The sequence below is a fragment of the Marinobacter sp. DUT-1 genome, from assembly GCF_050379415.1.
In the GTDB taxonomy this organism is placed as follows: domain Bacteria; phylum Pseudomonadota; class Gammaproteobacteria; order Pseudomonadales; family Oleiphilaceae; genus Marinobacter.
The window spans coordinates 1-23,643 of record NZ_JBNRLS010000009.1 but is presented as its reverse complement, the minus strand read 5'-3'; the positions used below and the strand labels follow the sequence as shown (position 1 = coordinate 23,643).

Genomic DNA, 23,643 nt, shown 5'->3' with positions numbered 1-23,643 from the left:
TTCTGTAATCTGCCCGTTATGATAGGGCTTCAAAAATCAACGAGTTCAGGGAATGCGAGGAGAACACCGTGAGTGAAACGTCCGGCAATACGCTGATTCAGGCACTGCAGAATCCGGCGCTGTATGACCACCCTGTCCGGGATTTCCAGGTGATCGAAACTCACATTTCTCAGGTAATCCTCACCGGCGACTACGCCTACAAGATCAAGAAGCCCATGGACTTCGGCTTCCTCGATTTCTCCACCCTGGAACGGCGCAAGTACTTCTGCGAGGAAGAGCTCCGGCTCAATCGCCGGCTGGCCAGCAAGCTCTACCTGGACGTGCTTCCTATCACCGGCACCCCGGAACAGCCGGTTATCGGCGGAGACGGAGCACCTTTCGAGTACGCGATCCGGATGCGCCAGTTCGACCAGGACAAGCTGTTCGATCGCCTCCAGGAACGTGGTCAGCTGACACCGGAACTGCTCACCAGCGTGGCCCGGCAGGCCGCAGAATTCCACGAACAGTTGCCCCCTGTTGCGGAGCACAAGCCATTGGGCACTCCGGAAGCGGTTTACGCTGCCATGCAGGAGAATTTTGACCAGATCCGCCCGCTGATCGACGACAAGACCCTCCTGGCGCAGCTGGACAACCTCGAAGCCTGGACCCGGACCACCTTTGAACGGCATAGGGAGCTGATCGCCCGGCGCCACGACAACGGCTTTGTCCGTGAATGTCATGGCGATCTTCACCTTGCCAACATCACGGTGCATGAAGGCGAAGTCACCGTGTTCGACTGCATCGAGTTCAACGAGCCGTTCCGCTGGATCGACGTTATCAACGACCTGGCCTTCCTGCTGATGGACCTGGAATCCCGTGATGAACCGGCTCTGGCCAACCGGGTACTGAACACCTACCTGGAATACCGGGGCGACTTCGAAGCCCTGCCTCTGCTGCCCCTGTACAAGGCCTATCGCGCCATGGTCCGGGCCAAGATTGCCCTGTTCACGCTGGGCAATCCGGGTCTGGGTGAGGACGAAAAAACCGAACTGATGCAGCGCTACCGGAGCTATGCGCAGCTGGCCGAGGATTACAGCATCATTCCGAACCCGTACCTGTTGGCGACCACTGGCCTGTCCGCCAGCGGCAAGAGCTGTGTCAGCGCCGCCATGGCCGGTGAACTGGGACTGATCCGGCTGCGCTCCGACGTCGAGCGTAAGCGCCTGCATGGTCTCGGGCCGCTGGCGGACAGCAAGTCCGACACCGGTGAAGGCCTCTACACGCCGGAGGCTACAACCCGGACCTACCAGCGCCTGGCCGATCTGTCGGACCACTTGCTGGCCGCCGGCATTCCGGTGGTGGTTGATGCCGCCTGCCTGAAGCAGAGTGAGCGGGACCTGTTTGCCGCTGTGGCCGAAAAACGGGCCGTGCCCTTCGCCCTGTTGCACTGCGAAGCGCCCGAGAACCTGCGTCGGCAGTGGATCCGGGGCCGTTCCGGGGATGCATCCGAGGCCACGGAGGAACTGCTGGATGCCCAGCAAAGCTGGTTCGAGCCGCTGACGACGATGGAGAAGGCGCACACGATTCACCTGCACACCGATCAGGAGCACGTGGCCGAAGCGGTGGCGGACCGCATCCGCCAGCATTTCGGTCTGCAGGGTCACTGAAAAAGCAGCGAAGGTTTTCCATGTCAGAAGGTATCAATTCCTGGCAATCGGTCTGCCCCACCGCGGATCTGCAGCCGGGCCAGTTCATCGAGTTCCGGTTGACCGTCAAGGCCCGGGAGCCGGCAGGGATGCCCCTCACCGGCTTCCTGTTTCTCGATGAAGACGAACCGAGGGCCTATCTGAACCAATGCCCGCACCTGGGCATTGAGCTTAACTGGATGCCGGGCCGGTTCATGGATTCGGACAACCTCTTCCTCCAGTGTTCCACCCATGGCGCCCTGTTCAAGACCGGCACCGGCGAGTGCATCGCCGGTCCCTGCCAGGGCGATGCACTGACCGCCTTGGAGCTGCGGGAGCAGGACGGCCAGTGGCAGATCAGGCTTCCAGATTGACCGGAATGGCCCCGGTCAGCGCGAGACTTCCGGAAGGGTCACTTTCAGCATTCACCAGCGCGGCCCGATAGGCGACCACCTCGACGCCGGCGGCAACCGCCTCCCGGAGCAGCCGGCCGTAAGTCGGATCAATGTGATCGGCAGGCCGCACTTCGTTGATGCCGGTGTGATTGACCACGAAGAACAGGACCCCGCGCTCGCCCTGCGCCACCTGCCCCATCAACTCGCGCAGGTGTTTTTGGCCACGGGTGGTGACAGCATCGGGGAAATACCCGGCCCCGTCCTCGTCCAGGGTTACGTTCTTCACTTCCACCCAGGCATCGGGCCGGCTGCCATGGCCGGACAGCAGCAGATCGATTCGGCTTTTCTCCCCACCGTACTTCACTTCCGACCGACATTCTGCATACCCGGCCAGCTCCAACACCACGCCAGCTTCAATCGCATGCCTCGCCTGGGCATTGGGTCTGGCGGTATTTACGCAGGCCAGCACTCCGGGCCCGGTCTCCACCAGCTCCCAGGTATACTTCAGCTTGCGCTTGGGATTGTTGCTCTCGCTGAGCCAGACCCTGGCGTTTTCCGGCTGGCAGCCGCGCATGGAACCGGTATTGGGGCAGTGGGCCGTCACTTCAGTGCCGTCGGGCAACCGTATGTCGGCAAGGAAGCGCTTGTAGCGGCGAATAAGCCGGCCTTCGACCAAAGGTTCAGAAAACTTCATGTGATCTCCGCAAAAGTCAGTGTCACAAGGCTGGCACCCCCGTAACTAATCTGCTATTTTCCGCAAATTCCCGATTCAGGACGAATGCTTCATCCAGGGTACAATCGCACAGCCTCCGGGCTGGCACGATGGGAAGCAAAGCGTTCTTGTGAAGTACAAACAAGAGGCCGGGTTCAATGGCAAATACTGTAGAACAGTCACGCGAACGTTTTACCAACTTCACCCCCTATGAAATGAAGAAGGGTGAAGAGTACATGAGTGCCGAGATGCTGCAGCACTTCAAGGATCTGCTCCTGCAATGGAAACAGGAGCTGATGGAAGAAGTGGACCGCACCATGCACCACATGCAGGAAGACGCAGCAAATTACGCGGATCCCAGTGATCGCGCAACCCAGGAGGAAGAGTTCAGCCTGGAACTGCGTACCCGTGATCGTGAGCGCAAGCTGATCAAGAAGATCGACCAGACCATCGACCGGATCGACAAGGACGACTACGGTTTCTGCGATCAGTGTGGTGTCGAGATCGGTATCCGTCGCCTTGAGGCTCGCCCCACCGCCACCCTGTGCATCGACTGTAAGACGCTCGCCGAGATCCGTGAGCGCCAGACGGGCATCTGAGCCCGACAACAGCTGTCTGCCGGTAACCGCAAGGCGACCGGCAGACTGACTTTCCCATGGCCAATCCACGCTACCGGGGCCGTTTCGCACCCTCCCCAACGGGCCCTCTGCATTTCGGCTCTCTCGTTACCGCTGTTGCCAGCTATGTCGAAGCCCGGGTCCAACGGGGCCAGTGGCTGATTCGCATTGAAGACCTGGACCCACTCCGGGAACCTCCGGAAGCCACCGGGGAGATTCTCCGAAGCCTGGAAGCCCACGGCCTGTTTCCGGACGAGCCGATCCGGTTCCAGTCCCGACGCCATGACGCCTACCAGGATGCCATCAACCGGCTGCTGGCAACAGGATACGCCTATCGCTGCCCCTGCTCCCGCAAGGAGCTTCAGGCCAATGGCGGCCGGCACCCGCATCACTGCAGGGAAGCCGGACTCCAACCGGGCGTCCGTCCCTTTGCCGTCAGGTTTGCCCTGCACGACGAGCAGTGCCATTGGCAGGATGAGTTGCTTGGCCCGCAACATCAGGTAGTGCAGGCGGAATTCGACGACCCGGTCCTCCTGCGCAAAGAGGGCTTTTACGCCTACCAGCTGGCTGTGGTGGTGGATGATATCGACCAGGGGATTACTGACGTGGTCCGGGGCTCGGACCTGCTCGACATGACGGCCCAGCAACAACAGATCTTTCGGGCCCTGAGTGCCGAGCCACCCCGGTGGCTGCACATACCGGTGATCCTCAATGAACAGGGCCAGAAGCTCAGCAAACAGACCCACGCACCCGCACTTGACGACAACCGAGCATCCGAGAACCTGTTCCGCGCACTGGACGCTCTGGGCCAGGAACCACCGGCGTCACTGCAGGCATCAAACCCGGATGAGATCCTGGCCTGGGCCTGCCGACACTGGCGCCGGCAGGCGATCCACCTGACAGCCCGCTAACAGGCATGGTATAAAGCCCTTCTTACACTTCAGTGCGGACCTTGAGCCTGATGTACATCTACCGTCTGGTCTTTCTGCTGGTTCTGGCCATATACATTTTTTCTCCCAACATCCTGGATTGGTGGACTGCGCCAGGCAACGTCTGGTACAGCCCCTACGTCATCTGGGCGGGACTGATCGCCATCGGGTTCTGGCTTGAATGGCGACGGGATCCCAATGAGTTTTAGTGCCACCGGCCTGGTATTGGCCAGCCTGGTTTACCTGCTCCTGCTTTTCGGTGTGGCCTGGATTACCGAACAGGGAATGCTGCCCAAACAATGGGTACGGCACCCCCTGGTCTACACCCTGAGCCTTGGCGTCTATGCCGGTATCTGGGCGGTCTATGCAGCCATCGGCATGGCCGCTGAAACCGGTTACGGCTTTCTGGCCTATTACCTCGGCATCAGTGGCGCCTTCCTGCTGGCACCGGTGTTGCTCAATCCGATCATGCGCATCGCCAGGGCGTACCAGCTGACCTCGCTGGCCGATCTCTTTGCCTACCGTTACCGGAGCCAATGGGCAGGCACCCTGGTGACCCTCTGCTCCGGGGCGGCCATCCTGGCCCTGCTGAGCATGCAGATCCAGGCGGTGGCAGTTTCAGCCAGCATCCTGGCCCCGGACACTTCCCCCAAGGCAATGAGCCTGTTGTTTTGCCTGATCGTGCTGCTGTTTGCCATCCTGTTCGGCGCCCGCCGCAACCAGAATTCGGAAAACCACCAGGGGCTGGTGCTGGCTATTGCCTTTGACTCTCTGGTGAAAGTGGGCGCGCTGCTGACTCTTGGTTGTGTAATCCTGTTCCAGGTTTTTGAGGGCATGGAAGGGTTGGACCTATGGCTCGCCATGAACAAAGCCGCCACCGGAACCATGACCCTGGCCATAGACGACGGCAGCTGGCGCGCTCTGATGTTAATGTCCTTCGCGGGTGCCCTGGTCCTGCCACACATGTACCACATGACGTTCAGCGAGAATCCATCGCCCAAATCCCTGGCCAAGGCCAGCTGGGGCCTGCCGCTGTACCTCCTGCTTCTGGCGCTGCCGGTTCCCGTGATTCTCTGGGGCGGTCAGGCCCTGGGGGTGGGTATCGAGCCGAATTTCTATGCCCTTGGCGTCGCCCAGGCACTGGACAGCCCTCTGCTGTCGTTGCTCATGTATATCGCCGGTCTCTCCGCCGCCAGCGGCCTGATGATTGTCAGTACCCTGGCGCTGGCGGGCATGGTCCTCAACCACGTGGTGCTGCCGGTCAAGACACCCCGAGACCAGGCGGACATCTACCGCTGGCTGCAATGGGTCAAGCGCCTGCTGATCGCGGTCATCATCTTCTTTGCCCTGCTGTTCCATGAAACCGTGGGCCAGGAGCTGGACCTGGCCATCCTGGGCGCCATTTCGCTATCCGGGATGCTCCAACTGCTGCCCGGCGCTCTTGGTGTCATTTACTGGCCGGAAGGCAACCGGCGCGGTCTGATTGCCGGCCTCATTACCGGGCTCGTGATCTGGCTGGCAACCCTGGTTCTGCCCTTCTCCCACACCATCAACCCTCTGGCGTGGTTCGACGTACCGCTGATTCCGGATTACAGCAACTGGCACATCTTCACGTTTATCAGCATCACCGCGAATGTCACCGTCTTCGGCCTGTTTTCCATTCTTAGCGCCAGCTCGGCCGAGGAAACCAGTGCGGCCCAGGCCTGTTCCATGGGCGCGCTGTCGCGGCCCCAGCGGCGTGAACTGCTGGCCAGCTCCTCCACCGAATTCATCCGCCAGCTCGCGGATCCTCTGGGCCATGGCGTGGCCAGGCGGGAAGTGGAAAGGGCCCTGGCACAGCTGAAACTGCCCAATATTGAATATCGCCCCTACCAGCTTCGACGCCTGCGCGATCAGGTGGAGATCAACCTCTCCGGCCTGCTCGGCCCGTCAGTGGCCCGGGACATGGTGCACCGCCACCTTGGCTTCAAGCCTCTGGCCCGGGGCCATACCGGCCAGGACATCCGCTATGTGGAACGCGCTCTCGGGGACTACCAGAACCGGCTGACCGGCCTGGCCGGCGAACTGGACAACCTGCGACGCCATTACCGCCAGACCCTGCAGAACCTTCCGATTCCTGCCTGTTCGGTGGGTGAAGATGGCGAGATCCTCATGTGGAACCACGCCATGGAAGAGCTGACTGGCATCACCGCCGACGATGTGGTGGGCGCCCGACTGATGGCCCTGCCGGAGCATTGGCACCTGTTGCTGGAGGATTTCAACCGCGGCGAGGAACTGCACCGTTACAAGCACCGCCTCGACCTGCGCGGCAAGCCGCACTGGCTGAACCTGCACAAGGCGGCACTGAGCGGGCCTGACCACACCGAGGGCGGCAGCATCATCCTGGTGGAAGACCAGACCGAAACCCGGTTGCTGGAAGACGAACTGATGCACAGCGAGCGGCTGGCCTCGGTGGGTCGCCTGGCCGCCGGCGTCGCCCACGAGATTGGCAACCCGGTCACTGGCATCTCCTCGCTGGCCCAGAACCTGAAACTGGAAACCGACAACCCGGACATCCTGGACACCGCTGACCAGATCCAGCAACAGACCAGACGTATTTCTACCATCCTGCAGTCACTGATGAACTTCGCCCGGACGGGTAACCATGCCCATGCCAATCGCTATGAACCGGTGTCCATTCATCGCTGTGTGGAGGAGTCCGTCAATCTACTGTCATTGAGCGACAAAGGTATGGGCATCCGCTATCTGAACGAGGTGCCTGAGGACCTGCTGGTACTCGGTGATGAACAGCGTCTGGTACAGGTGTTCGTCAACCTGCTCGCCAATGCGAGGGATGCCTCGCCCGAGGGTGGTACCATCAGGGTCAGTGGAAACGGCGACAGCTACTCCGCTATTATCGAGGTCATTGATGAAGGCTCAGGTATCCCGGAAGACCAGCTCGACCATATTTTCGAGCCCTTTTACACCACCAAGGCCCCCAACAAGGGCACAGGCCTTGGCTTGTCCCTGGTGTACAGCATCGTCGAGGAACACTATGGCAACATCCAGGTCGAGAGTCCGGCGAATACCGGGACCGGCAGCGGTACCTGTGTGCGCCTGAGACTCCCGGCGTACCGGGCCGAAGCCGACGATACCTCTGCCAGCCAGAACGAAAGGTCCTGAAACAGTTATGCCCCGCATTCTGATTGTAGAAGATGAAGACATCATTCGTTCCGCCGTGCGCAAGCTGCTGCAGCATGCCGGCTATGAAGTGGCCGACGCCAGGTCGGTGGAGGAGGCCGAGCAAAACCATGAACCGGATCAGTTTGACCTGATCATCTCCGACCTGCGCCTGCCCGGTGCGGCCGGCACCGAGCTGATCAACCGTGCGCCCAATACGCCGGTGCTGATCATGACCAGCTATGCCAGCCTGCGCTCGGCGGTCGACTCCATGAAAATGGGCGCCGTCGAATACATCGCCAAGCCTTTTGACCATGATGAAATGCTCGCAGCAGTCGAGAACATCCTGGCGCGCCAGGGACCTGCCGATGCTGACTCCGGGAGCGTTACGGGCGCCGGTGACAAACCCCAGGAAAGCGACCCGGCCAACATCATGTTTGGCCAGTGTGAGGCCATGCAGAAGGTGTTCACCCTGATCCGCAAGGTGGCACCGACGGAAACCACGGTACTGATCCAGGGGGAATCGGGAACCGGTAAGGAGCTGGCCGCCCGCGCCCTGCACCTGCTCAGCCCCCGGGCATCGAAACCACTGATCTCGGTGAACTGTGCCGCCATTCCTGAGAGCCTGATCGAATCGGAACTGTTCGGCCACGAAAAAGGCGCCTTCACCGGTGCGGTGTCTGCCCGTACCGGTCTGATTGAAGCGGCCGACGGTGGCAGCCTGTTTCTGGACGAGATCGGCGAGTTGCCGGCCGAGGCCCAGGCCCGACTGCTCCGCGTGCTGCAGGAAAACGAGATCCGCAAGGTCGGCTCCACCCAGAGCCGCAAAGTCAACGTGCGCATGATCGCAGCCACCCACCGGAACCTGAAGGCGATGACCCGTACCGGCGAGTTCCGGGAGGACCTCTACTACCGCCTGAACGTGATGCAGATCCGGATTCCGCCCCTGCGCGAGCGCCAGAGTGACATCCTTGGACTGGCACGGAAGTTCCTCAGGCGCCAGGGCGAGAAAATGGGCAAGCCGAACCTCAATCTCAGCCCCGACGCCATGCGAGTCCTGGAGCGGCACCGCTGGCCGGGCAACGTCCGGGAACTGGAGAACGCCATAGAGCGGGCCACCATCCTGTGTGACGGGGATGTGATTACGCCATCCCTGCTCGATCTGGACAGTGAAGGGGGCGACGAGCACATCCCCGAGACCCTGGTGGAAGGAAACAACGAACAGACCCCTACCCGGGATGCGGATTCGGCCAATGACCTGTCCCTCGAGGATTACTTCCAGCATTTTGTCCTGGAGAACCAGGACCGGATGAGCGAGACGGAGTTGGCCCAGAAGCTGGGTATCAGCCGGAAGTCATTGTGGGAACGACGCCAGCGGTTGGGGATACCCCGCAAGAAAACCAGCAACTGATCACGGGGGCCGTTGCCCCCTTTTTCATGTCTACCCGGGCCAAAGGATGAACTCAGCCTCAGTTGTTACCCCATGTTCCCCACGGTAACACTCCCCTCGAAACAACTGTGATCTCAGTAACACTTATCGGAAGTACGGGGTAACACTTATTTCCTTCAAAACCGTAAGATACTGTTAATAAAAGATTTTCAAAAACTGGCACGCACTCTGCAATCTATTAAGCGCACAACAACAAAAACAAGAAGTGGCAAACGCAGCGTCAAAACAAATACAAAAAGCTGCAGGAAGACGTTCGGTAACAAAAACAAAAACAGAACGTGAGCGAACTGAGTGTTTTGGGTACTTTGCTTTTTAGTGGTCCCACGGCACGTGTGAGTTGTAGATGTAGAGAAGAATCGCCTTCCAGGCGACACTGCATCTGCTGACAGACTTACCCGATGTCCCTGACCGCTCTGTGTATTCAAAGCTTTCCGTTTGCACTGCTGAGATCCTCCGTACTTGGAGGCACACAGTGGGGTACAAAAACGAAGAAAAATCCCGGCAACAATAAAAACAATGCAGATCGTCAACGCTTTCAGGGCGGATTCGTGCAAACGAATCCGCCTTTTGATTATCTGGCGTGTGCAAATCCTGCCCAAACCGTTAAACTCTCGGTTTTTGCTCACCGCAAATACGGATTTCAATGCCTAAACGACTTGTCGACAGAATAAAAGCCTTCATCCCCGGCGGACGGAAAAAGCCTCGCACCTACCAGCGACGGGAGATCCCCCGGGACCAGCACAATGTTTCGCGTTCCGTGATCAGCGAGCCGGCCAAGAAAGTCCTGCATCGCCTGAATAAATCCGGTTACGAGGCCTACCTGGTCGGCGGTGGGGTTCGCGACATTCTGCTCGGCGGCAAACCGAAAGATTTCGACATTGCCACCAACGCCACCCCGGAAGAAGTCCACGACCTGTTCCGCAACTCGCGTCTGATCGGTCGCCGCTTCCGCATTGTCCACGTGGTCTTTGGCCGGGAGATTATTGAAGTCACCACCTTCCGCGGCAATGCCAACGACGCGGATGACGACAGCACCGACGACGATCGCAGGACCAGCGAGCACGGCCTGCTGCTGCGGGACAATGTCTACGGCAACCAGGAAGAAGACGCACTGCGTCGGGATTTCACGGTTAACGCCCTGTATTACTGTATCCGCGATTTCACCGTGATCGACTTTGCCAATGGCATCGAGGACCTGCGCAACCGACAGATCCGCCTGATCGGCGATCCCGAAACCCGTTACCGGGAAGACCCCGTGCGCATGCTCCGGGCCATCCGTTTTGCTGCCAAGCTGGACTTCGAGATTGAACCGGAAACCGAGGCGCCGATCCGCGAACTGGCTCCGCTGCTCAGCCATATCCCGCCAGCGCGACTGTTTGATGAGGTACTGAAGCTGTTTTCTGCAGGCCATGGCGAGAAAACCTATGACCTGCTCAACGAGTACAACCTGCTGGCACCGCTGTTCCCGGAAACAGTGAAGGCCATCGAGGCCGGCGAGCCGGACGACCTGATCCGCCAGGCCCTGCGCAACACCGACGCGCGGATCGCCCAGGGCAAGTCCGTCACCCCCTATTTCATGTTTGCCGCCATGCTCTGGCCCGCCCTTCAGGCCGAGTGGCGCCGCCGCCAGGATAACGGCGACCCGGTACAGCCGGCTCTCCACGGCGCCATCGGCAAGGTCATCGGCCGCCAGGTGCAGGCTACTTCCATACCCAAGCGCTTCTCCGGCCCCATGAAGGAAATCTGGGAACTGCAGATGCGCCTGCCGCGCCGCCAGGGCAAACGGGCCTTCGGCACCATGGCCCACCCCCGATTCCGGGCAGCCTACGACTTCCTGCTGGTGCGGGAAGCCGCCGGCGAGATCGAGCCGGGACTGGGGCAATGGTGGACCGAGTTCCAGCAGGCGGATGAACGCGGCCAGGAACGCATGCTGTCCCAACTGGGCAGCGACGCTCCGAAAAAACGCCGGCGCCGTCGCAAGCCGGTAAAACGCCAGGCCACGCAATGACCACAGATGTGTTTATCGGACTGGGCAGCAATATGGAGAACCCCGCTGCCCAGCTGGCCCGGGCAGTCGCCGAACTCGCGGCACTGCCAGAAACCACATTGGTCGCCCAATCCCCCTTCTATGCCAGCCGACCGGTAGGCCCTCAGGATCAGCCGGACTTCGTCAATGGCGCCGTGTGGCTCAGGACCGATCTGACACCCCACGCCCTCCTGGAGCACCTGCAGGCCATCGAGCAGGACCACGGTCGGGAGCGCCTGCGTCACTGGGGGCCTCGAACCCTGGATCTGGATATCCTGGTATTCGGGCAGGAAACGGTAGACGACGAACGACTTGTAGTACCCCACCGCGAGCTGGCCAACCGGGATTTTGCCCTCCAGCCACTGCTGGATCTCAATCCCGACCTGACCCTGCCGGACGGCCGCACAGTGGCTGCGCTCAGGCAAACCTGCCCGGACAACGGCCTTCGCAAGCTGCCGCCGATCCCGCGCGAGCCCTTCGCTCCGGAGTGAACCCCGCCCCCCGATTCCCGTCGCTCCGTGATACTATTGCCTCAGGCATACCCCCGGATTACCCTTAGCACCTGAATGCCCGAACCACGGCGCAGTCCACGCCCATCCACCCAAAAGGCTAGGATTCTATGGCTGTTACCATCAATACCCTGCGGGAATACAAGCAGAACGGCGAGGCCTTCTCTGCCCTGACCTCCTATGACGCGACCTTTGCCCAGATCGTCAGCGAAGCCGGCGTTGATGTCATCCTGATCGGCGACTCCCTGGGCATGGTGCTCCAGGGCAATGACAGCACTCTGCCGGTCACCATGGACCAGATGGTGTACCACACCAGCTGCGTAGCCAAGGGCAACCGCGGCTCGCTGATCATGGCCGACATGCCGTTCATGTCCTATGGCACGGTGGAGGCGGCCCTGGAGAATGCCGCGGAGCTGATGCGTGCCGGGGCCCACATGGTCAAGCTGGAAGGCACGGACTGGATGAAGGACACCATCAGCGCATTGAGTGAACGAGGTGTCCCTGTCTGCGCCCATCTGGGCCTGACTCCGCAGTTCGTCAACAAGTTCGGTGGTTACAAGGTCCAGGGCCGGGACGAGAAAGCGGCGGAGATGATGATCGAGCACGCCTGTGAACTCGAAGAAGCCGGTGCCGACATCATCCTGCTTGAATGCGTGCCCGCGCCGCTGGCCGCCCGCATCACCCAGGCCGTCAAGGCGCCGGTGATCGGCATTGGCGCCGGTTCTGACACCGACGGCCAGGTGCTGGTGGTGCACGATATGCTGGGGCTGACTCCCGGTCGCAAGCCGCGTTTTGTGAAAAACTTCCTGACCGGAACCGACTCCGTTCAGGAGGCTCTTGCTGCTTATGTCCAGCAGGTCCGTGACCGTACTTTCCCGTCCGAGGAGCATACGTTCAAGGCATGAGAACCATCCATTCGCTCAAAGAACTTCGCACCATCCTGCGCGGCTACCGCCGGCAGGATAAGACCATCGGCCTGGTCCCCACCATGGGAAACCTGCATGAGGGTCATATATCCCTGGTGCGTAAAGCGGCCGAATCTGCCGACGTGGTGGTGACCACCATCTTCGTCAACCCGATGCAGTTCGGAGCCAACGAGGACCTGGACAAGTATCCGCGTACCCTCGCCGAAGATCAGGAAAAGCTCGAAGCCGCCGGCAACACCCTGGTGTTCGCACCGCCGGTGGAAGAGATCTACCCCGAGGGCCTGGCCCAGCAGACCAAGGTGATCGTGCCCGAGGTCAGTGACGGCCATTGCGGCGCCAGCCGTCCCGGGCACTTCGAGGGCGTTGCCACCGTGGTGACCATGCTGTTCAACATGGTACAGCCGGATCTGGCGGTCTTTGGCGAAAAGGATTTCCAGCAACTCGCCGTGATCCGCAAGATGACCCGGGACCTGTTCATGCCGGTGGAAGTCATTGGCGCCCCCACGATCCGTGAGGATGACGGGCTGGCCAAAAGCTCCCGCAATGGCTACCTCTCTGAAGAGGAACGCAAAATCGCACCGGTCGTTTTCCAGACGCTGGAGGCCACCGCCGAAAAACTCACCAATGGTCGTACTGACTTCCAGGTACTTGAGAGCGAAGCTCAACAGTCACTGAGCGCTGCCGGCCTGCGACCGGATTACTTCAACATCGTGAACAGCCTCACGCTCAAGCCGGCCTCACCGGACGACCATGAGCTGACCATCCTGGTGGCCGCCTTCCTGGGCACCACCCGGTTGATCGACAACCTGTCGGTGACCCGCTGACTCTCATACAAGGAAAAGGATCCCCTGATGCCCGAACAACCGGCAGTACTGACCTCGAAACCCGAATGGCAGGCACTGAACGAGCGGCGGGACAAGCTGCGAAGCGTGACCATGCGGGAACTCTTCGCGCAGGATCCGGACAGGGCCAACCGGTACTTCATCGAAGGCGCCGGTCTGGCTCTGGACTTTTCGAAGAACCTGCTCACGGATGAGACCCTGACCGAACTGATGGCCCTGGCCCGCAGCTGCCGCCTGGAAGAGCGGCGCGATGAGCTTCTCAGCGGCGCCAAGGTAAACATCACGGAGAACCGGCCAGCCCTGCATACGGCCCTTCGCCACCCGGGGAACGAATCCATCCTGATCGATGACGTGGACGTGGTCGCCGAGGTACAACAGACCCTGGACCGAATGGAAGCCTTTGTCGATGGTGTTCTGGATGCATCAAGAACCGGCTTCAGCGGCAGGGCCTTCACGGATGTGGTCAGCATCGGGATCGGCGGCTCCTACCTTGGCCCCAAGCTGGTGGGCGAATCGCTCCAACCCTTCTGGCAAGGCAGCATTCGGTGCCACTATGTCGCCAACATCGACGGCACCGATATCTGCGAAACGCTCCGCCAGGTGAATCCGGAAACCACCCTGTTCCTGATCCAGTCCAAGTCATTCCGCACCCAGGAAACTCTGGAGAACAGCAAGGTGGCGCGGCAATGGTTCCTGGACAACGGCGGCGATGAAACCTCCATCGCCCGGCACTTCATGGCGGTAACTGCCAACGTTCCGGCGGCCGAGGACTTCGGGATTGATGCCGACAATGTTTTCCCCATGTGGGACTGGGTCGGTGGCCGCTATTCCCTCTGGTCAGCGATCGGCCTGCCCGTGGCCCTCACCATCGGCATGGACAATTTCCGGGCCCTGCTGGCCGGCGCCCACGCCATGGACCGCCATTTCCGGGAAGCACCGCTGGAGCACAACCTGCCGGTGGTCATGGGGCTGCTCAGTGTCTGGTACAACAATTTCTGGGATGCCGAGACCCACGCCATCCTGCCCTACGACCATTATCTGCGCAGCCTGCCGGACCACCTCCAACAGCTGGACATGGAGAGCAACGGCAAGAGCGTGACCGAGGCGGGGCAACCCGTGGATTACCAGACCGGCCCGGTACTCTGGGGCGGTGTCGGCTCCAATGGCCAGCATGCCTATCACCAATTGATCCACCAGGGCACCCGACTGATTCCCGCGGACTTCATCATTCCCCTGAAGACCCACAATCCGGTCGCAACCCATCACGCGGACCTGTTCGCCAATTGCCTCAGCCAGTCCCGGGCGATGATGGCCGGTAAGACCCTGGCCGAAGCCCGGGCGGAACTGGCCGGCGAGGGTCTGGACGAGGAAACCATTGAAACCCTCGCGCCCCACAAGGTGATTCCCGGTAACAAACCGAGCAATACACTGATCATGGAGACGGTGGCGCCGGAAACGGTGGGGGCCCTGATCGCACTCTATGAGCACCGGACCTTTGTTCAGGGCGTGATCTGGGATGTAGATTCGTTTGACCAGTGGGGGGTGGAGCTGGGCAAGCAGCTGGGCAAGGGCATTCTGCCCAAACTGCTGAGCCAGGATGCCATCAGCACCGCTGGTGACAGCTCCACCGACCATCTAATCCGGAAGTTCCGCTCAGCCAACGGCCTCTGAAATCTTCCGTCCCTGCCAGATGAAGTCCACCGGCCAGAGCTTCTGGCCGGTGTCATAGGCCTGCCAGAGCTCCCGGTAACTCTTGCCGCAGACCGGGTGCACCGCTTCCGGGGCGATATCCGCCAGCGGGCGCAGTACGAAGGCATTCTTCAGAATCTCGCCACGGGGCAGTTCAACACCATCGATGGTGCCAGTGCTGTCGCCGTAGGTCAGGATATCGAGATCCAGGGTCCTGGCACTGAATTTCGGCACATCGCGCCGGCGACCGTTCTCGGCTTCCAACTGTTTGAAACGTCGGGACAGCTCACCAACACTGAGGTCTGTATCGACTCCCACCACCAGGTTCAGGAAGGGTGAACCGTCAAAACCGACCGATTCACTTTCATACACCGGAGAAATCTGCAGATCACCGAACCAGTCCGCCAGGGCGTCCAGGGCCGCGGTCACGTAACGTTCCCGATCGATATTGGTACCAATGCTGATATAGACCCGGGCTGTCGCCGTCATCGTTTGTTTCCCCGTTCGATTCGCACACCCACTGACCGGGCCGCGGGTACCGCCCCCGGCTTCCGCAGTGTCAGCGTCAGCTGCCCCACCCCGAACTCCTTCATAAGAAGATCCGCCAGCACTTCAGCCGCCCGCTCGAGCAACTGGGGTTTCAATTCCTGAAGGCAGCGAGTCACCCGCTCGCTGACCGCGGCGTAATCCAGGGCATCGGCAACATCGTCGGACTGACCCGGCGCACGGTTATCCCAGGCCATATCGAGATCGATCAGGACCCGCTGGGTCACGTCCCGTTCCCAGTCATAAACGCCGATGACGGCTTCCACCGCCAGACCTTCGATCAGGACACTGTCTGCCAAGGGGATCTCCCGGAGTCTTCCACTCTTTGCTGATTGAAATGCGCACAACCACCGGATACTGTGATCAGGCTGGCCAGTGACAAACGGGCCGGCATTTTCGCACAGATTGCACCGATTCGTCTCCGCCTCCGGACTGACACCATGGATCTGACCAGCCCCGCCGTTGCCACCGTTGCCCTTTGCACCTTTGCCTACCTGTTCGGCTCGGTTCTGTTTGCGCTGCCGGTGTGCCGGCTATGGAAGCTGCCCGATCCGAGGGCCCTTGGATCAGGCAATCCCGGCGCTACCAACGTCTATCGTAACGGCGGCTGGGCACCGGCGCTGGTCACCCTCGCCCTTGATGCCTTCAAGGGTTGGCTGCCGGTGTGGATCGCCCACGTTGGCGGGCTCTCGGTGATGGTTCAGGCAATGGTTGCCCTGTGCGCGGTCACCGGCCACATGATTCCGCTGTTCTACCGGTTCAAGGGCGGCAAAGGGGTGGCCACCGCACTGGGCGCGGGTCTGGCACTGGCGCCGGTCACGACCCTGATCATGGCAGCCATCTGGGCCGGCGTGATGTGGCGCTGGCGTATCTCGGCTCTGGCCTCGCTGGTGGCGATCGCCTTCGGCCCGCTGATCAGCGCCCTGATCGAGCCGGAAACCCTGCCCCTGTTCGGGCTGCTGACTATCCTGATCGTGGTGCGGCACCGCAATAACCTGATCCGGCTCGCCCAGGGGCGCGAAGCCGGTTTCTGACCGCTTTCTCAGTCCACCAACCCGTTGGCGCGGGCTTCATTGATCGGTGGCAGGGTATTCATGGGCCATCTGGGAACGGCCACAATGCGCTCGCCATCCTGTTGACCAGCCAGCAGGCGCTGGGCTCCGGCATAGGCAATCATGGCGCCGTTATCGGTACAGAACTCCGGGCGGGCGTAGAACACATGGGCATGGAGCTTATGCGCCATTTTCTCCAGGCCGGCCCGCAGGCGCTTGTTGGCACTGACGCCACCGGCGATCACCAGGCGCCTGCAACCGGTTTGCTCCAGCGCCCGGCGGCATTTGATGGTCAGGGTATCAACCACTGCAGCCTCGAATGCCAGGGCGATGTCGGCCCTCACCTGCTCGGAAAGTTCACCAGCATCCATGGCTGCGTTCACCGTATTGAGGGTATACGTCTTGAGGCCACTGAAACTGAAATCCAGGCCCGGCCGATCCGTCATCGGACGGGGGAACCGGTAACGGTCAGGCACCCCTTTCTCCGCCAGGGCGGCAACGCGGGGGCCACCCGGGTAATCCAGACCCAGCATCTTGGCGGTCTTGTCAAAGGCCTCGCCGGCGGCATCATCCACCGACTCACCCAGCATCTCGTACTCACCGATTCCATCGACCCGGACCAGCTGGGTGTGGCCACCGGAGACCAGCAACGCCACAAACGGGAACGCCGGCGGGTTATCCTCCAGCATCGGTGCCAACAGGTGCCCCTCCATGTGATGGACACCCAGTACCGGCACACCCAGGGCAAAGCCCAGAGCATGGGCCACCGAGCCACCCACCATCAACGCACCCACCAGTCCGGGGCCGGCGGTATAGGCAATGCCATCGATATCCTTGCGGGTGCAACCGGCTTCCGCGATCACCTGATCACACAGGGGCAGCAGCTTGCGCACGTGGTCCCGGGACGCCAGTTCCGGCACAACACCGCCGTAGTCGGCATGCATGTCGATCTGGCTGAACAGGGCATGGGCCAGCAGGCCCTTGTCGGTGTCAAACAGGGCCACGCCGGTTTCGTCACAGGAGGTTTCAATACCGAGAATGAGCATAGAATGGGGCCGCATCAGGTTGCCGTGAATGAGAACGGAGCGCATTTTAGCAGAAACCCGAAACCGGAAGGCAGTTTCATCGAACAAACATTGACCTTGCCATCGTCCAGGGGCTATCATTGCCGCCCTAAATTATGCACTGGTCGAGTTTTAGCCAATCTGACCAGGTATCGAGCCGCACAGGCATGGCCGTGCGGAGCAAATCAAAACCGAATCTATCAGGTAGGTGATTTTCGAATGCCAGCTGTTAAAGTGAAAGAGAATGAACCGTTTGACGTAGCACTGCGTCGCTTCAAGCGTTCCTGCGAAAAGGCCGGTGTACTTTCTGAAGTGCGTCGTCGTGAGCACTACGAGAAGCCGACCGCTGTTCGCAAGCGCAAAGCAGCCGCTGCCGTTAAGCGTCATCTCAAGAAGCTTCAGCGGGAACAGCGCAAGTTCGAGCGTCTGTACTAAGCTACAGCCAGACGCCGCTTGACTGCAAAGCACTGATTGCCTGTCAGCAACAGGCTGCACAGAGCGATTGAAAATGCCGCCGAGGCCTGGCTTCGGCGGCATTTTTGGCTATGGCCAACACCTGAAGTACCGGCACTGAAGAGCCGGCAGACCTGGAGTCTCCATGAGTGGACTGATCCCTCAACGCTTCGTTGAAGACCTGCTGGACCGCATTGACCTTGCGGAACTGATCGGGTCCCGGATCACCCTCAAGAAAGCCGGCGCCAACTACAAGGCCTGCTGTCCCTTCCACGATGAAAAAACACCATCCTTCAACGTGCGACCGGACAAAGGCTTCTATCACTGTTTCGGCTGTGGCGCCCATGGCGATGCCATCAGTTTTGTGCGGGAATTCGAAGGCCTGGGCTTTACCGAGGCGGTGGAAGAGCTCGCCAAGCGGGCCGGACTGGAAGTGCCCTACGACCGGGCTGCCAGGCAGGAAATGCAACAGGCCCGGACCCTGACCGATGCGCTCGACTTCGCCAACCAGTTCTACCGTAATGCCCTGCGCAGCCCCGCCGGCAACTATGCCCTGGACTATCTCAAGCAGCGCGGGCTGGACGACGTGATCATCGAACGGTACCAACTGGGCTACGCCCCCGGTACCGGGACGGCACTTTACGACGCGGCGGCGCAGGACCTGAAAGGCCCGTTGATCGAGACCGGCACGGTATCGGACCGGTACGGGCGTCCGAGAGACCTGTTCCGCAACCGCGTGATGTTCCCGATTCGCAATACCCGGGGCCGGACCGTGGCATTTGGCGGGCGGACCCTGGGGGATGACAAGGCCAAATACATCAACTCTCCGGAGTCGGATGTTTTTCACAAGAGCCGGGAGATCTACGGGCTGTTCGAGGCCCGCCAGGCCATCCGCCAGCTGGACAAGCTCCTCGTGGTGGAGGGCTACATGGATGTCATCGCCCTGGCCCAGTTCGGCATTGATTACGCCGTTGCCACACTTGGCACCGCCACCAACCAGGACAGCCTGCAGGCACTGCTGAAACAGGTGCGGCATTTGGTGTTCTGCTTTGACGGTGACAACGCCGGCTTCCGGGCCGCCGACCGGGCCATGGAGAATGCCCTGGAACTGATGGCGGATGGACTGCATCTGCAGTTCCTGATGCTTCCGGAGGGCGAGGATCCGGACACGCTGATCCGCAAGGAAGGTACGGAAGCGTTCCAGAAACGGATTGAAGGTGCCACACCCCTGTCCCGCTATCTGTTTGACCGGCAGGGCGAGGGTCTGGACCTGCAGTTACCGGAACATCGCGGGGAGTTGCGCGCACGGGTTGAACCGTTGCTTAACAAAATGCCCCGCAGCACCCTCCGGGATGCCATGTGGCATGAAATGCTGCGCTTATGCGGAGGCCGCAACCAATGGCAGAACCGCCAGTCCCAGCAGCGTGGCAAATGGCGAAACGGCGAGTACCGGGGTCGGCCGACAGAAGAGCGGGTGGACGTCAAACTCAACAAGGACAGCACGCTCTGCCTGGCGCTGGTGGAAGCACCGGAACTGGCCACCGAGGTCAGCGAACTGGCCCGGCAATCGCGGCAGTTTCCCCAGGCGATGAGCCTGGCTTCCTGGATCATGGACAGGGAGATCCGTGACCGCCGCAAGCTGATAGGTGCGTTGGCACTGGACCAGCAGGCCAGGGACCGGTTCTACCATCTGTTTGATGGTATCGAGCACATTCCCTCACGGGAAAGCACGCTGGCCTCGGCCCACGAGCTGATCAGTCCGAGCGAGGAAACCTCGCGCCAGCAGCGGCTGGCAACGCTACTGAGGAACTTTGCGAACCTCTCTGCCGAGGAACGCAACGAGCTTCGGGAGCTGAGCGGCGGTACTCAGGGATAACCGCACTTGAAACTTAACCGATTGGCCACAATCTAAACAGTCGGTGGCAGAGCAACCACGTGACAGCTATAATGGCTGTTTAACTTTTTTCCTTTTAAAAGCGAGTTCACAGGGTGTCTATGTCAGGCAATTCGCAAAAATCACGTTTGAAAGACCTCATTGCACGAGGCAAGGAACAAGGTTACCTGACTTACGCCGAGGTAAACGACCACCTCCCGGAGGACATCGCCGACCCCGATCAGGTCGAAGACATCATCCGCATGATTAACGACATGGGTATCCAGGTGTGCGAGGAAACTCCCGACGCCGATACCCTGTTGATGACCGAAGGTGATTCCACCGCCGACGAAGCCGCCGCAGCCGAAGCTGCCGCCGCACTCGCCGCCGTGGAAACCGACGCCGGCCGCACCACCGACCCCGTCCGCATGTACATGCGTGAAATGGGCACCGTGGAACTGCTGACCCGCGAAGGCGAGATCGTTATTGCCAAGCGCATCGAAGAGGGTATCCGGGATGTGATGGCCGCAGTGGCCCACTTCCCCGGCACCGCCGGGACAGTGATCCAGGCTTACGACCGCATCATCGAGAACGAAGGCCGCATCAGCGACATCGTCACCGGTTTCCTGGACCCGGATGATGCCGAGCCGTTCATGGGCGAAGAGACGCCCGCGCCGGAGGAAACCAGCGCCGAAGACACAGATTCCGACGATTCGGATGACGACAACTCCAGCGATGATGACAACGACAACGGTCCTGATCCGGAAGAGACCCGGCTGCGTTTTGAGCTGCTGAAAGAGAAACTGGACGCCGCTGACAAGGCACTTGAGAAGTACGGCCGTTCCGACCAGAAGACCCAGGACGCCCTGAACGAGCTTGGCCAGGTCTTCGCACCGTTCAAGCTGGCCAACAAGGCCTTCGAGGAACTGGTCAACGTTGTCCGCTCCACCAACGATCTGGTGCGTGAGAACGAGCGGGCCATCATGCAGATCTGTGTGCGTGACTGCAAAATGCCGCGCAAGGACTTCATCAAGTCTTTCCCCGGCAACGAGGTCAACCTGGACTGGGCGGACAAGATCGCCAAGAGCAAGAAGCCATACGCTGCCGCAATCGGCGAGCGCCTGGACGAGATCGTTCGGCTGCAAAAGCGCATCCATAACGTCCAGACCGAAGTGGACCTGGACGTAGCCGACATCAAGGAAATCAACCGTCGCGTTTCCATCGGTGAAGCCAAGGCCCGCCGCGCCAAGAAAGAGATGGTTGAGGCCAACCTGCGTCTGGTTATCTCCATCGCCAAGAAGTACACCAACCGCGGCCTGCAGTTCCTGGACCTGATCCAGGAAGGCAACATCGGCCTGATGAAGGCGGTGGACAAGTTCGAGTACCGTCGCGGCTACAAGTTCTCCACCTACGCCACCTGGTGGATCCGGCAGGCCATCACCCGCTCCATCGCGGACCAGGCCCGCACCATCCGGATCCCGGTGCACATGATCGAGACCATCAACAAGCTCAACCGCATCTCACGGCAGATGCTGCAGGAGATGGGCCGCGAGCCGACGCCGGAAGAGCTGGGCGAGCGCATGGAGATGCCGGAGGACAAGATCCGCAAGGTGCTGAAGATCGCCAAGGAACCGATCTCCATGGAAACCCCGATCGGCGACGACGAAGACAGCCATCTGGGGGATTTCATCGAGGACATCCAGGCCCTCTCCCCGGTGGACTCCGCCACCGCCGAAGGCTTGCGGGAAGCCACCCGCTCCGTGCTGGCCGGCCTCACCGCCCGGGAGTCCAAGGTACTGCGCATGCGCTTCGGTATCGAGATGAACACCGACCACACGCTCGAGGAAGTCGGTAAGCAGTTCGACGTCACCCGCGAGCGGATCCGTCAGATCGAGGCGAAGGCCCTGCGCAAACTGCGCCACCCTTCACGCTCCGATCACCTGCGCGGCTTTATTGACGACCAGGGTAACGGATAAGCACCACAACAGTAGCGGGCGCCACACCTCACCGGTATAATGGCGCCCGCTCTGTTTCCCCATCCGGAAACATCTCTCCAGAAAGCGATTCTGCACGGGCCTATAGCTCAGTTGGTTAGAGCAGGGGACTCATAATCCCTTGGTCGCTGGTTCGAGTCCAGCTGGGCCCACCATATTTTCAATCACTTACAGCGATATTGCAGTCCGACAATACTTTGTGGTGTCAACAAGATGTCAACAGAAAATGTTGACAAGCGTTACTTGATAGCTATAATCTTACTCCAGATACATCAGTATCCGTCGATACCAAGCAAAGCTTGGGCGACAAGTCCTAAGGCCGCTTTTTGCGGCCTTAGTTGTTTCTAGACTAAGAAAAATTATGCACTACATCTGTTACGTTGACGAAGCAGGATGCCCAGGTCAGTTACCGTCTGCTAATTGCAATGTTCAACCCTGTATTGTGATTTCCGGGCTGATCGTCCCTCAAGAGAATGTCGCAGAACTTACTCGAGAGTATTTAAGACTAAAGCGAACATTCAACCCCCGTTACGCAGCTAATCTGCGTCATGATCTGCAACTTATACTGTATGAAATCAAAGGCTCCGACCTAAGGACGGACATCCGAAAAGGAAACAGAAATAAGAGAAGACGGACTTTCGGATGGCTGGACAAGACACTAGACCTGCTAGATCGACTGGACTGTAAGATTGTATCCAGAGTCTACGTAAAGCCGCCCGGGGGACCTTTCGACGGAAAGAAAGTTTACTCTGCCTCCATTCAGAAAATTTGCGAAGCATTTCAAGCATTTCTTGAAGAAAAGGAAGGCAGCGGTGTCATAATTGCCGACAGCCGCACCCCACAGCAGAACCAAAATGTCTCCCAATCTGTATTCACCCAGAAATTCAAGATTTCGGGAGATCGATACGAAAAACTCTTAGAAATGCCGCTTTTTGGTCATAGTGAAAACCATGCGGGGCTTCAAATTGTAGACTGGCTCTCATCTACCCTGATTTTCCCAATTGCAACAAACACCTACTGCAGAGGCCATATAAACTCAATTCACATCCATAACAAGGATGCTTTGATAAAAACTCGATATTCCAGCCGATTGAGGGATCTTCAGTTCAGATACCAGATAATTAATGGCCGGAACGAATTTAGATATTGCGGTGGAATTACCGTAAATGATGGGATAGGTCGAAAGTCCTCAGCCCACATGTTCCGATAATTCAGGGCCCTTGAGCACGACCTCATCAAGATAATCCGGAGATAGATGGGCATATCTATGTAATTCGGAACGGAGATCACTTGCTGGTGAAGCGGATTCAGACACTTTGGAATGATGGAGTTCAACTTTTGAGTGATAACAAAGAGTATCCACCTCAAGAAATATCTAGCGTTGATCTCGAAAGTCTCGAAGTAATTGGAAAAGTTGTTTGGGTTGGAAAGGACTTATAGGTACAAAATGGAACCGGTAGAATTAATTGCAAAAGAAATCGTAAAAAAATCAATTCCTAGCACATCCTTCTTAAAGGGCCAAGCGTCAAAATTTGCATCAAAGATTCACCTTATTTACGAGCGCTACCTTATAAGCACATATGAAAAAAACAAAAAAATTAACACTATAATATCGAAAAACGACAAAATCCTTATCGAGGATACTTTCCAGCCCAAACGTATTAAACTGGAAAACGAAATAAAAGAGCTAGAGAAACACCATGACATATTCAATAAGCATAGAAAAATTCTCGTTTCAGGAAC

Annotated in this window: 24 protein-coding genes and 1 tRNA gene; 21 read left to right on the top strand and 4 right to left on the bottom strand. The window is 59.4% G+C overall.

The window, feature by feature from the left end; all coding sequences use genetic code 11:
- Positions 1-68: 68 nt before the first annotated feature.
- Positions 69-1,646 (top strand): AAA family ATPase, encoded by a 1,578-nt coding sequence (locus ACQUTG_RS18160; protein ID WP_428920719.1) that lies wholly within the window; start codon positions 69-71, stop codon positions 1,644-1,646.
- 20 nt (positions 1,647-1,666) lie between these two features.
- A complete protein-coding gene (locus ACQUTG_RS18155) occupies positions 1,667-2,038 on the top strand; it encodes a Rieske (2Fe-2S) protein (protein WP_428920718.1) in 372 nt (123 codons plus the stop codon).
- Here the strand turns inward: ACQUTG_RS18155 and sfsA are convergent.
- On the bottom strand, positions 2,022-2,753 hold the full coding sequence (sfsA, locus tag ACQUTG_RS18150; protein ID WP_428920717.1) for a DNA/RNA nuclease SfsA: 732 nt from the start codon (positions 2,751-2,753) through the stop codon (positions 2,022-2,024). The two genes, ACQUTG_RS18155 and sfsA, sit on opposite strands and share 17 nt — an antisense overlap.
- Positions 2,754-2,929: 176 nt before the next feature.
- On the opposite strand from sfsA, the gene dksA reads away from it, so the two are divergent.
- From dksA to pgi, 11 genes are all read left to right on the top strand, one after another.
- Positions 2,930-3,370, top strand: coding sequence for an RNA polymerase-binding protein DksA (gene dksA / locus ACQUTG_RS18145; RefSeq protein ID WP_428920716.1), 441 nt, complete (start codon positions 2,930-2,932; stop codon positions 3,368-3,370).
- A gap of 56 nt (positions 3,371-3,426) precedes the next feature.
- A complete protein-coding gene (gene gluQRS / locus ACQUTG_RS18140) occupies positions 3,427-4,299 on the top strand; it encodes a tRNA glutamyl-Q(34) synthetase GluQRS (RefSeq protein ID WP_428920715.1) in 873 nt (290 codons plus the stop codon).
- Positions 4,300-4,349: 50 nt separating this feature from the next.
- Entirely contained in the window at positions 4,350-4,526 is a 177-nt protein-coding gene (locus ACQUTG_RS18135; RefSeq protein ID WP_008940627.1) for a hypothetical protein, read from the top strand.
- The gene (locus tag ACQUTG_RS18130; RefSeq protein WP_428920714.1) at positions 4,516-7,479 is read left to right on the top strand and encodes an ATP-binding protein; all 2,964 of its coding nucleotides are present in this window, start codon (positions 4,516-4,518) and stop codon (positions 7,477-7,479) included. Before ACQUTG_RS18135 ends, ACQUTG_RS18130 begins: the two co-directional genes overlap by 11 nt.
- A 7-nt stretch (positions 7,480-7,486) precedes the next feature.
- Positions 7,487-8,887 (top strand): sigma-54-dependent transcriptional regulator, encoded by a 1,401-nt coding sequence (locus ACQUTG_RS18125; protein WP_428920713.1) that lies wholly within the window; start codon positions 7,487-7,489, stop codon positions 8,885-8,887.
- A 437-nt stretch (positions 8,888-9,324) separates the two neighbouring features.
- Complete coding sequence (locus tag ACQUTG_RS18120) at positions 9,325-9,597, top strand: hypothetical protein (RefSeq protein WP_428920712.1); 273 nt, start codon at positions 9,325-9,327, stop codon at positions 9,595-9,597.
- Entirely contained in the window at positions 9,570-10,934 is a 1,365-nt protein-coding gene (pcnB, locus tag ACQUTG_RS18115) for a polynucleotide adenylyltransferase PcnB (RefSeq protein ID WP_428920711.1), read from the top strand. The genes ACQUTG_RS18120 and pcnB overlap by 28 nt, the downstream gene beginning before the upstream one ends.
- A complete protein-coding gene (folK, locus tag ACQUTG_RS18110) occupies positions 10,931-11,443 on the top strand; it encodes a 2-amino-4-hydroxy-6-hydroxymethyldihydropteridine diphosphokinase (protein WP_428920710.1) in 513 nt (170 codons plus the stop codon). The genes pcnB and folK (ACQUTG_RS18110) overlap by 4 nt, the downstream gene beginning before the upstream one ends.
- Positions 11,444-11,571: 128 nt before the next feature.
- The gene (gene panB, locus ACQUTG_RS18105) at positions 11,572-12,366 is read left to right on the top strand and encodes a 3-methyl-2-oxobutanoate hydroxymethyltransferase (RefSeq protein ID WP_428920709.1); all 795 of its coding nucleotides are present in this window, start codon (positions 11,572-11,574) and stop codon (positions 12,364-12,366) included.
- The gene (gene panC, locus ACQUTG_RS18100; protein WP_428920708.1) at positions 12,363-13,211 is read left to right on the top strand and encodes a pantoate--beta-alanine ligase; all 849 of its coding nucleotides are present in this window, start codon (positions 12,363-12,365) and stop codon (positions 13,209-13,211) included. The genes panB and panC overlap by 4 nt, the downstream gene beginning before the upstream one ends.
- A gap of 27 nt (positions 13,212-13,238) precedes the next feature.
- Positions 13,239-14,900: a glucose-6-phosphate isomerase gene (gene pgi / locus ACQUTG_RS18095; RefSeq protein WP_428920707.1), complete on the top strand. Its 1,662-nt coding sequence runs from the start codon at positions 13,239-13,241 to the stop codon at positions 14,898-14,900.
- Here pgi and folK (ACQUTG_RS18090) read toward each other — a convergent pair.
- Together folK (ACQUTG_RS18090) and folB are read right to left on the bottom strand one after the other, a co-directional pair.
- Positions 14,883-15,407, bottom strand: a complete 525-nt coding sequence (folK, locus tag ACQUTG_RS18090; RefSeq protein ID WP_428920706.1) for a 2-amino-4-hydroxy-6-hydroxymethyldihydropteridine diphosphokinase — start codon at positions 15,405-15,407, stop codon at positions 14,883-14,885. The genes pgi and folK (ACQUTG_RS18090) overlap by 18 nt on opposite strands.
- Positions 15,404-15,763 carry a dihydroneopterin aldolase gene (gene folB / locus ACQUTG_RS18085; protein WP_428920705.1) on the bottom strand — a complete coding sequence of 120 codons (360 nt, stop codon included), beginning with the start codon at positions 15,761-15,763 and terminating at the stop codon, positions 15,404-15,406. Before folB ends, folK (ACQUTG_RS18090) begins: the two co-directional genes overlap by 4 nt.
- Before the next feature lie 141 nt (positions 15,764-15,904).
- On the opposite strand from folB, the gene plsY reads away from it, so the two are divergent.
- On the top strand, positions 15,905-16,498 hold the full coding sequence (plsY, locus tag ACQUTG_RS18080) for a glycerol-3-phosphate 1-O-acyltransferase PlsY (RefSeq protein WP_428920704.1): 594 nt from the start codon (positions 15,905-15,907) through the stop codon (positions 16,496-16,498).
- 8 nt (positions 16,499-16,506) lie between these two features.
- On the opposite strand, the gene tsaD is transcribed toward plsY, so the two are convergent.
- Positions 16,507-17,562 carry a tRNA (adenosine(37)-N6)-threonylcarbamoyltransferase complex transferase subunit TsaD gene (gene tsaD, locus ACQUTG_RS18075; protein WP_428920739.1) on the bottom strand — a complete coding sequence of 352 codons (1,056 nt, stop codon included), beginning with the start codon at positions 17,560-17,562 and terminating at the stop codon, positions 16,507-16,509.
- 237 nt (positions 17,563-17,799) lie between these two features.
- Here tsaD and rpsU point away from each other — a divergent pair, with 237 nt between their 5' ends.
- The 7 genes from rpsU to ACQUTG_RS18040 all read left to right on the top strand — a co-directional run.
- The gene (gene rpsU, locus ACQUTG_RS18070) at positions 17,800-18,015 is read left to right on the top strand and encodes a 30S ribosomal protein S21 (protein WP_007153483.1); all 216 of its coding nucleotides are present in this window, start codon (positions 17,800-17,802) and stop codon (positions 18,013-18,015) included.
- A gap of 163 nt (positions 18,016-18,178) precedes the next feature.
- On the top strand, positions 18,179-19,909 hold the full coding sequence (gene dnaG / locus ACQUTG_RS18065) for a DNA primase (RefSeq protein ID WP_428920703.1): 1,731 nt from the start codon (positions 18,179-18,181) through the stop codon (positions 19,907-19,909).
- A 119-nt stretch (positions 19,910-20,028) separates the two neighbouring features.
- The gene (rpoD, locus tag ACQUTG_RS18060) at positions 20,029-21,882 is read left to right on the top strand and encodes an RNA polymerase sigma factor RpoD (RefSeq protein WP_428920702.1); all 1,854 of its coding nucleotides are present in this window, start codon (positions 20,029-20,031) and stop codon (positions 21,880-21,882) included.
- A 96-nt stretch (positions 21,883-21,978) separates the two neighbouring features.
- Positions 21,979-22,055, top strand: a tRNA-Ile gene (locus ACQUTG_RS18055).
- Between the two features lie 206 nt (positions 22,056-22,261).
- Entirely contained in the window at positions 22,262-23,110 is an 849-nt protein-coding gene (locus ACQUTG_RS18050; protein WP_428920701.1) for a DUF3800 domain-containing protein, read from the top strand.
- Positions 23,111-23,196: 86 nt separating this feature from the next.
- Entirely contained in the window at positions 23,197-23,340 is a 144-nt protein-coding gene (locus ACQUTG_RS18045; protein ID WP_428920700.1) for a S24 family peptidase, read from the top strand.
- Between the two features lie 7 nt (positions 23,341-23,347).
- Positions 23,348-23,643 (top strand): hypothetical protein (locus ACQUTG_RS18040; RefSeq protein ID WP_428920699.1); only part of this gene is annotated, 296 nt, incomplete at its 3' end.

Coding starts and splice junctions, on each gene's coding strand:
- dnaG (WP_428920703.1), top strand. CDS start 18,179: ATGAGTGGACTGATCCCTCAACGCTTCGTTGAAGACCTGCTGGACCGC.
- pgi (WP_428920707.1), top strand. CDS start 13,239: ATGCCCGAACAACCGGCAGTACTGACCTCGAAACCCGAATGGCAGGCA.
- panB (WP_428920709.1), top strand. CDS start 11,572: ATGGCTGTTACCATCAATACCCTGCGGGAATACAAGCAGAACGGCGAG.
- ACQUTG_RS18050 (WP_428920701.1), top strand. CDS start 22,262: ATGCACTACATCTGTTACGTTGACGAAGCAGGATGCCCAGGTCAGTTA.
- ACQUTG_RS18130 (WP_428920714.1), top strand. CDS start 4,516: ATGAGTTTTAGTGCCACCGGCCTGGTATTGGCCAGCCTGGTTTACCTG.
- ACQUTG_RS18120 (WP_428920712.1), top strand. CDS start 9,325: ATGTCCCTGACCGCTCTGTGTATTCAAAGCTTTCCGTTTGCACTGCTG.
- pcnB (WP_428920711.1), top strand. CDS start 9,570: ATGCCTAAACGACTTGTCGACAGAATAAAAGCCTTCATCCCCGGCGGA.
- folK (WP_428920706.1), bottom strand. CDS start 15,407: ATGACGGCGACAGCCCGGGTCTATATCAGCATTGGTACCAATATCGAT.
- ACQUTG_RS18155 (WP_428920718.1), top strand. CDS start 1,667: ATGTCAGAAGGTATCAATTCCTGGCAATCGGTCTGCCCCACCGCGGAT.
- gluQRS (WP_428920715.1), top strand. CDS start 3,427: ATGGCCAATCCACGCTACCGGGGCCGTTTCGCACCCTCCCCAACGGGC.
- tsaD (WP_428920739.1), bottom strand. CDS start 17,562: ATGCTCATTCTCGGTATTGAAACCTCCTGTGACGAAACCGGCGTGGCC.
- rpoD (WP_428920702.1), top strand. CDS start 20,029: ATGTCAGGCAATTCGCAAAAATCACGTTTGAAAGACCTCATTGCACGA.
- folK (WP_428920710.1), top strand. CDS start 10,931: ATGACCACAGATGTGTTTATCGGACTGGGCAGCAATATGGAGAACCCC.
- rpsU (WP_007153483.1), top strand. CDS start 17,800: ATGCCAGCTGTTAAAGTGAAAGAGAATGAACCGTTTGACGTAGCACTG.
- panC (WP_428920708.1), top strand. CDS start 12,363: ATGAGAACCATCCATTCGCTCAAAGAACTTCGCACCATCCTGCGCGGC.
- ACQUTG_RS18125 (WP_428920713.1), top strand. CDS start 7,487: ATGCCCCGCATTCTGATTGTAGAAGATGAAGACATCATTCGTTCCGCC.
- plsY (WP_428920704.1), top strand. CDS start 15,905: ATGGATCTGACCAGCCCCGCCGTTGCCACCGTTGCCCTTTGCACCTTT.
- ACQUTG_RS18135 (WP_008940627.1), top strand. CDS start 4,350: ATGTACATCTACCGTCTGGTCTTTCTGCTGGTTCTGGCCATATACATT.
- sfsA (WP_428920717.1), bottom strand. CDS start 2,753: ATGAAGTTTTCTGAACCTTTGGTCGAAGGCCGGCTTATTCGCCGCTAC.
- dksA (WP_428920716.1), top strand. CDS start 2,930: ATGGCAAATACTGTAGAACAGTCACGCGAACGTTTTACCAACTTCACC.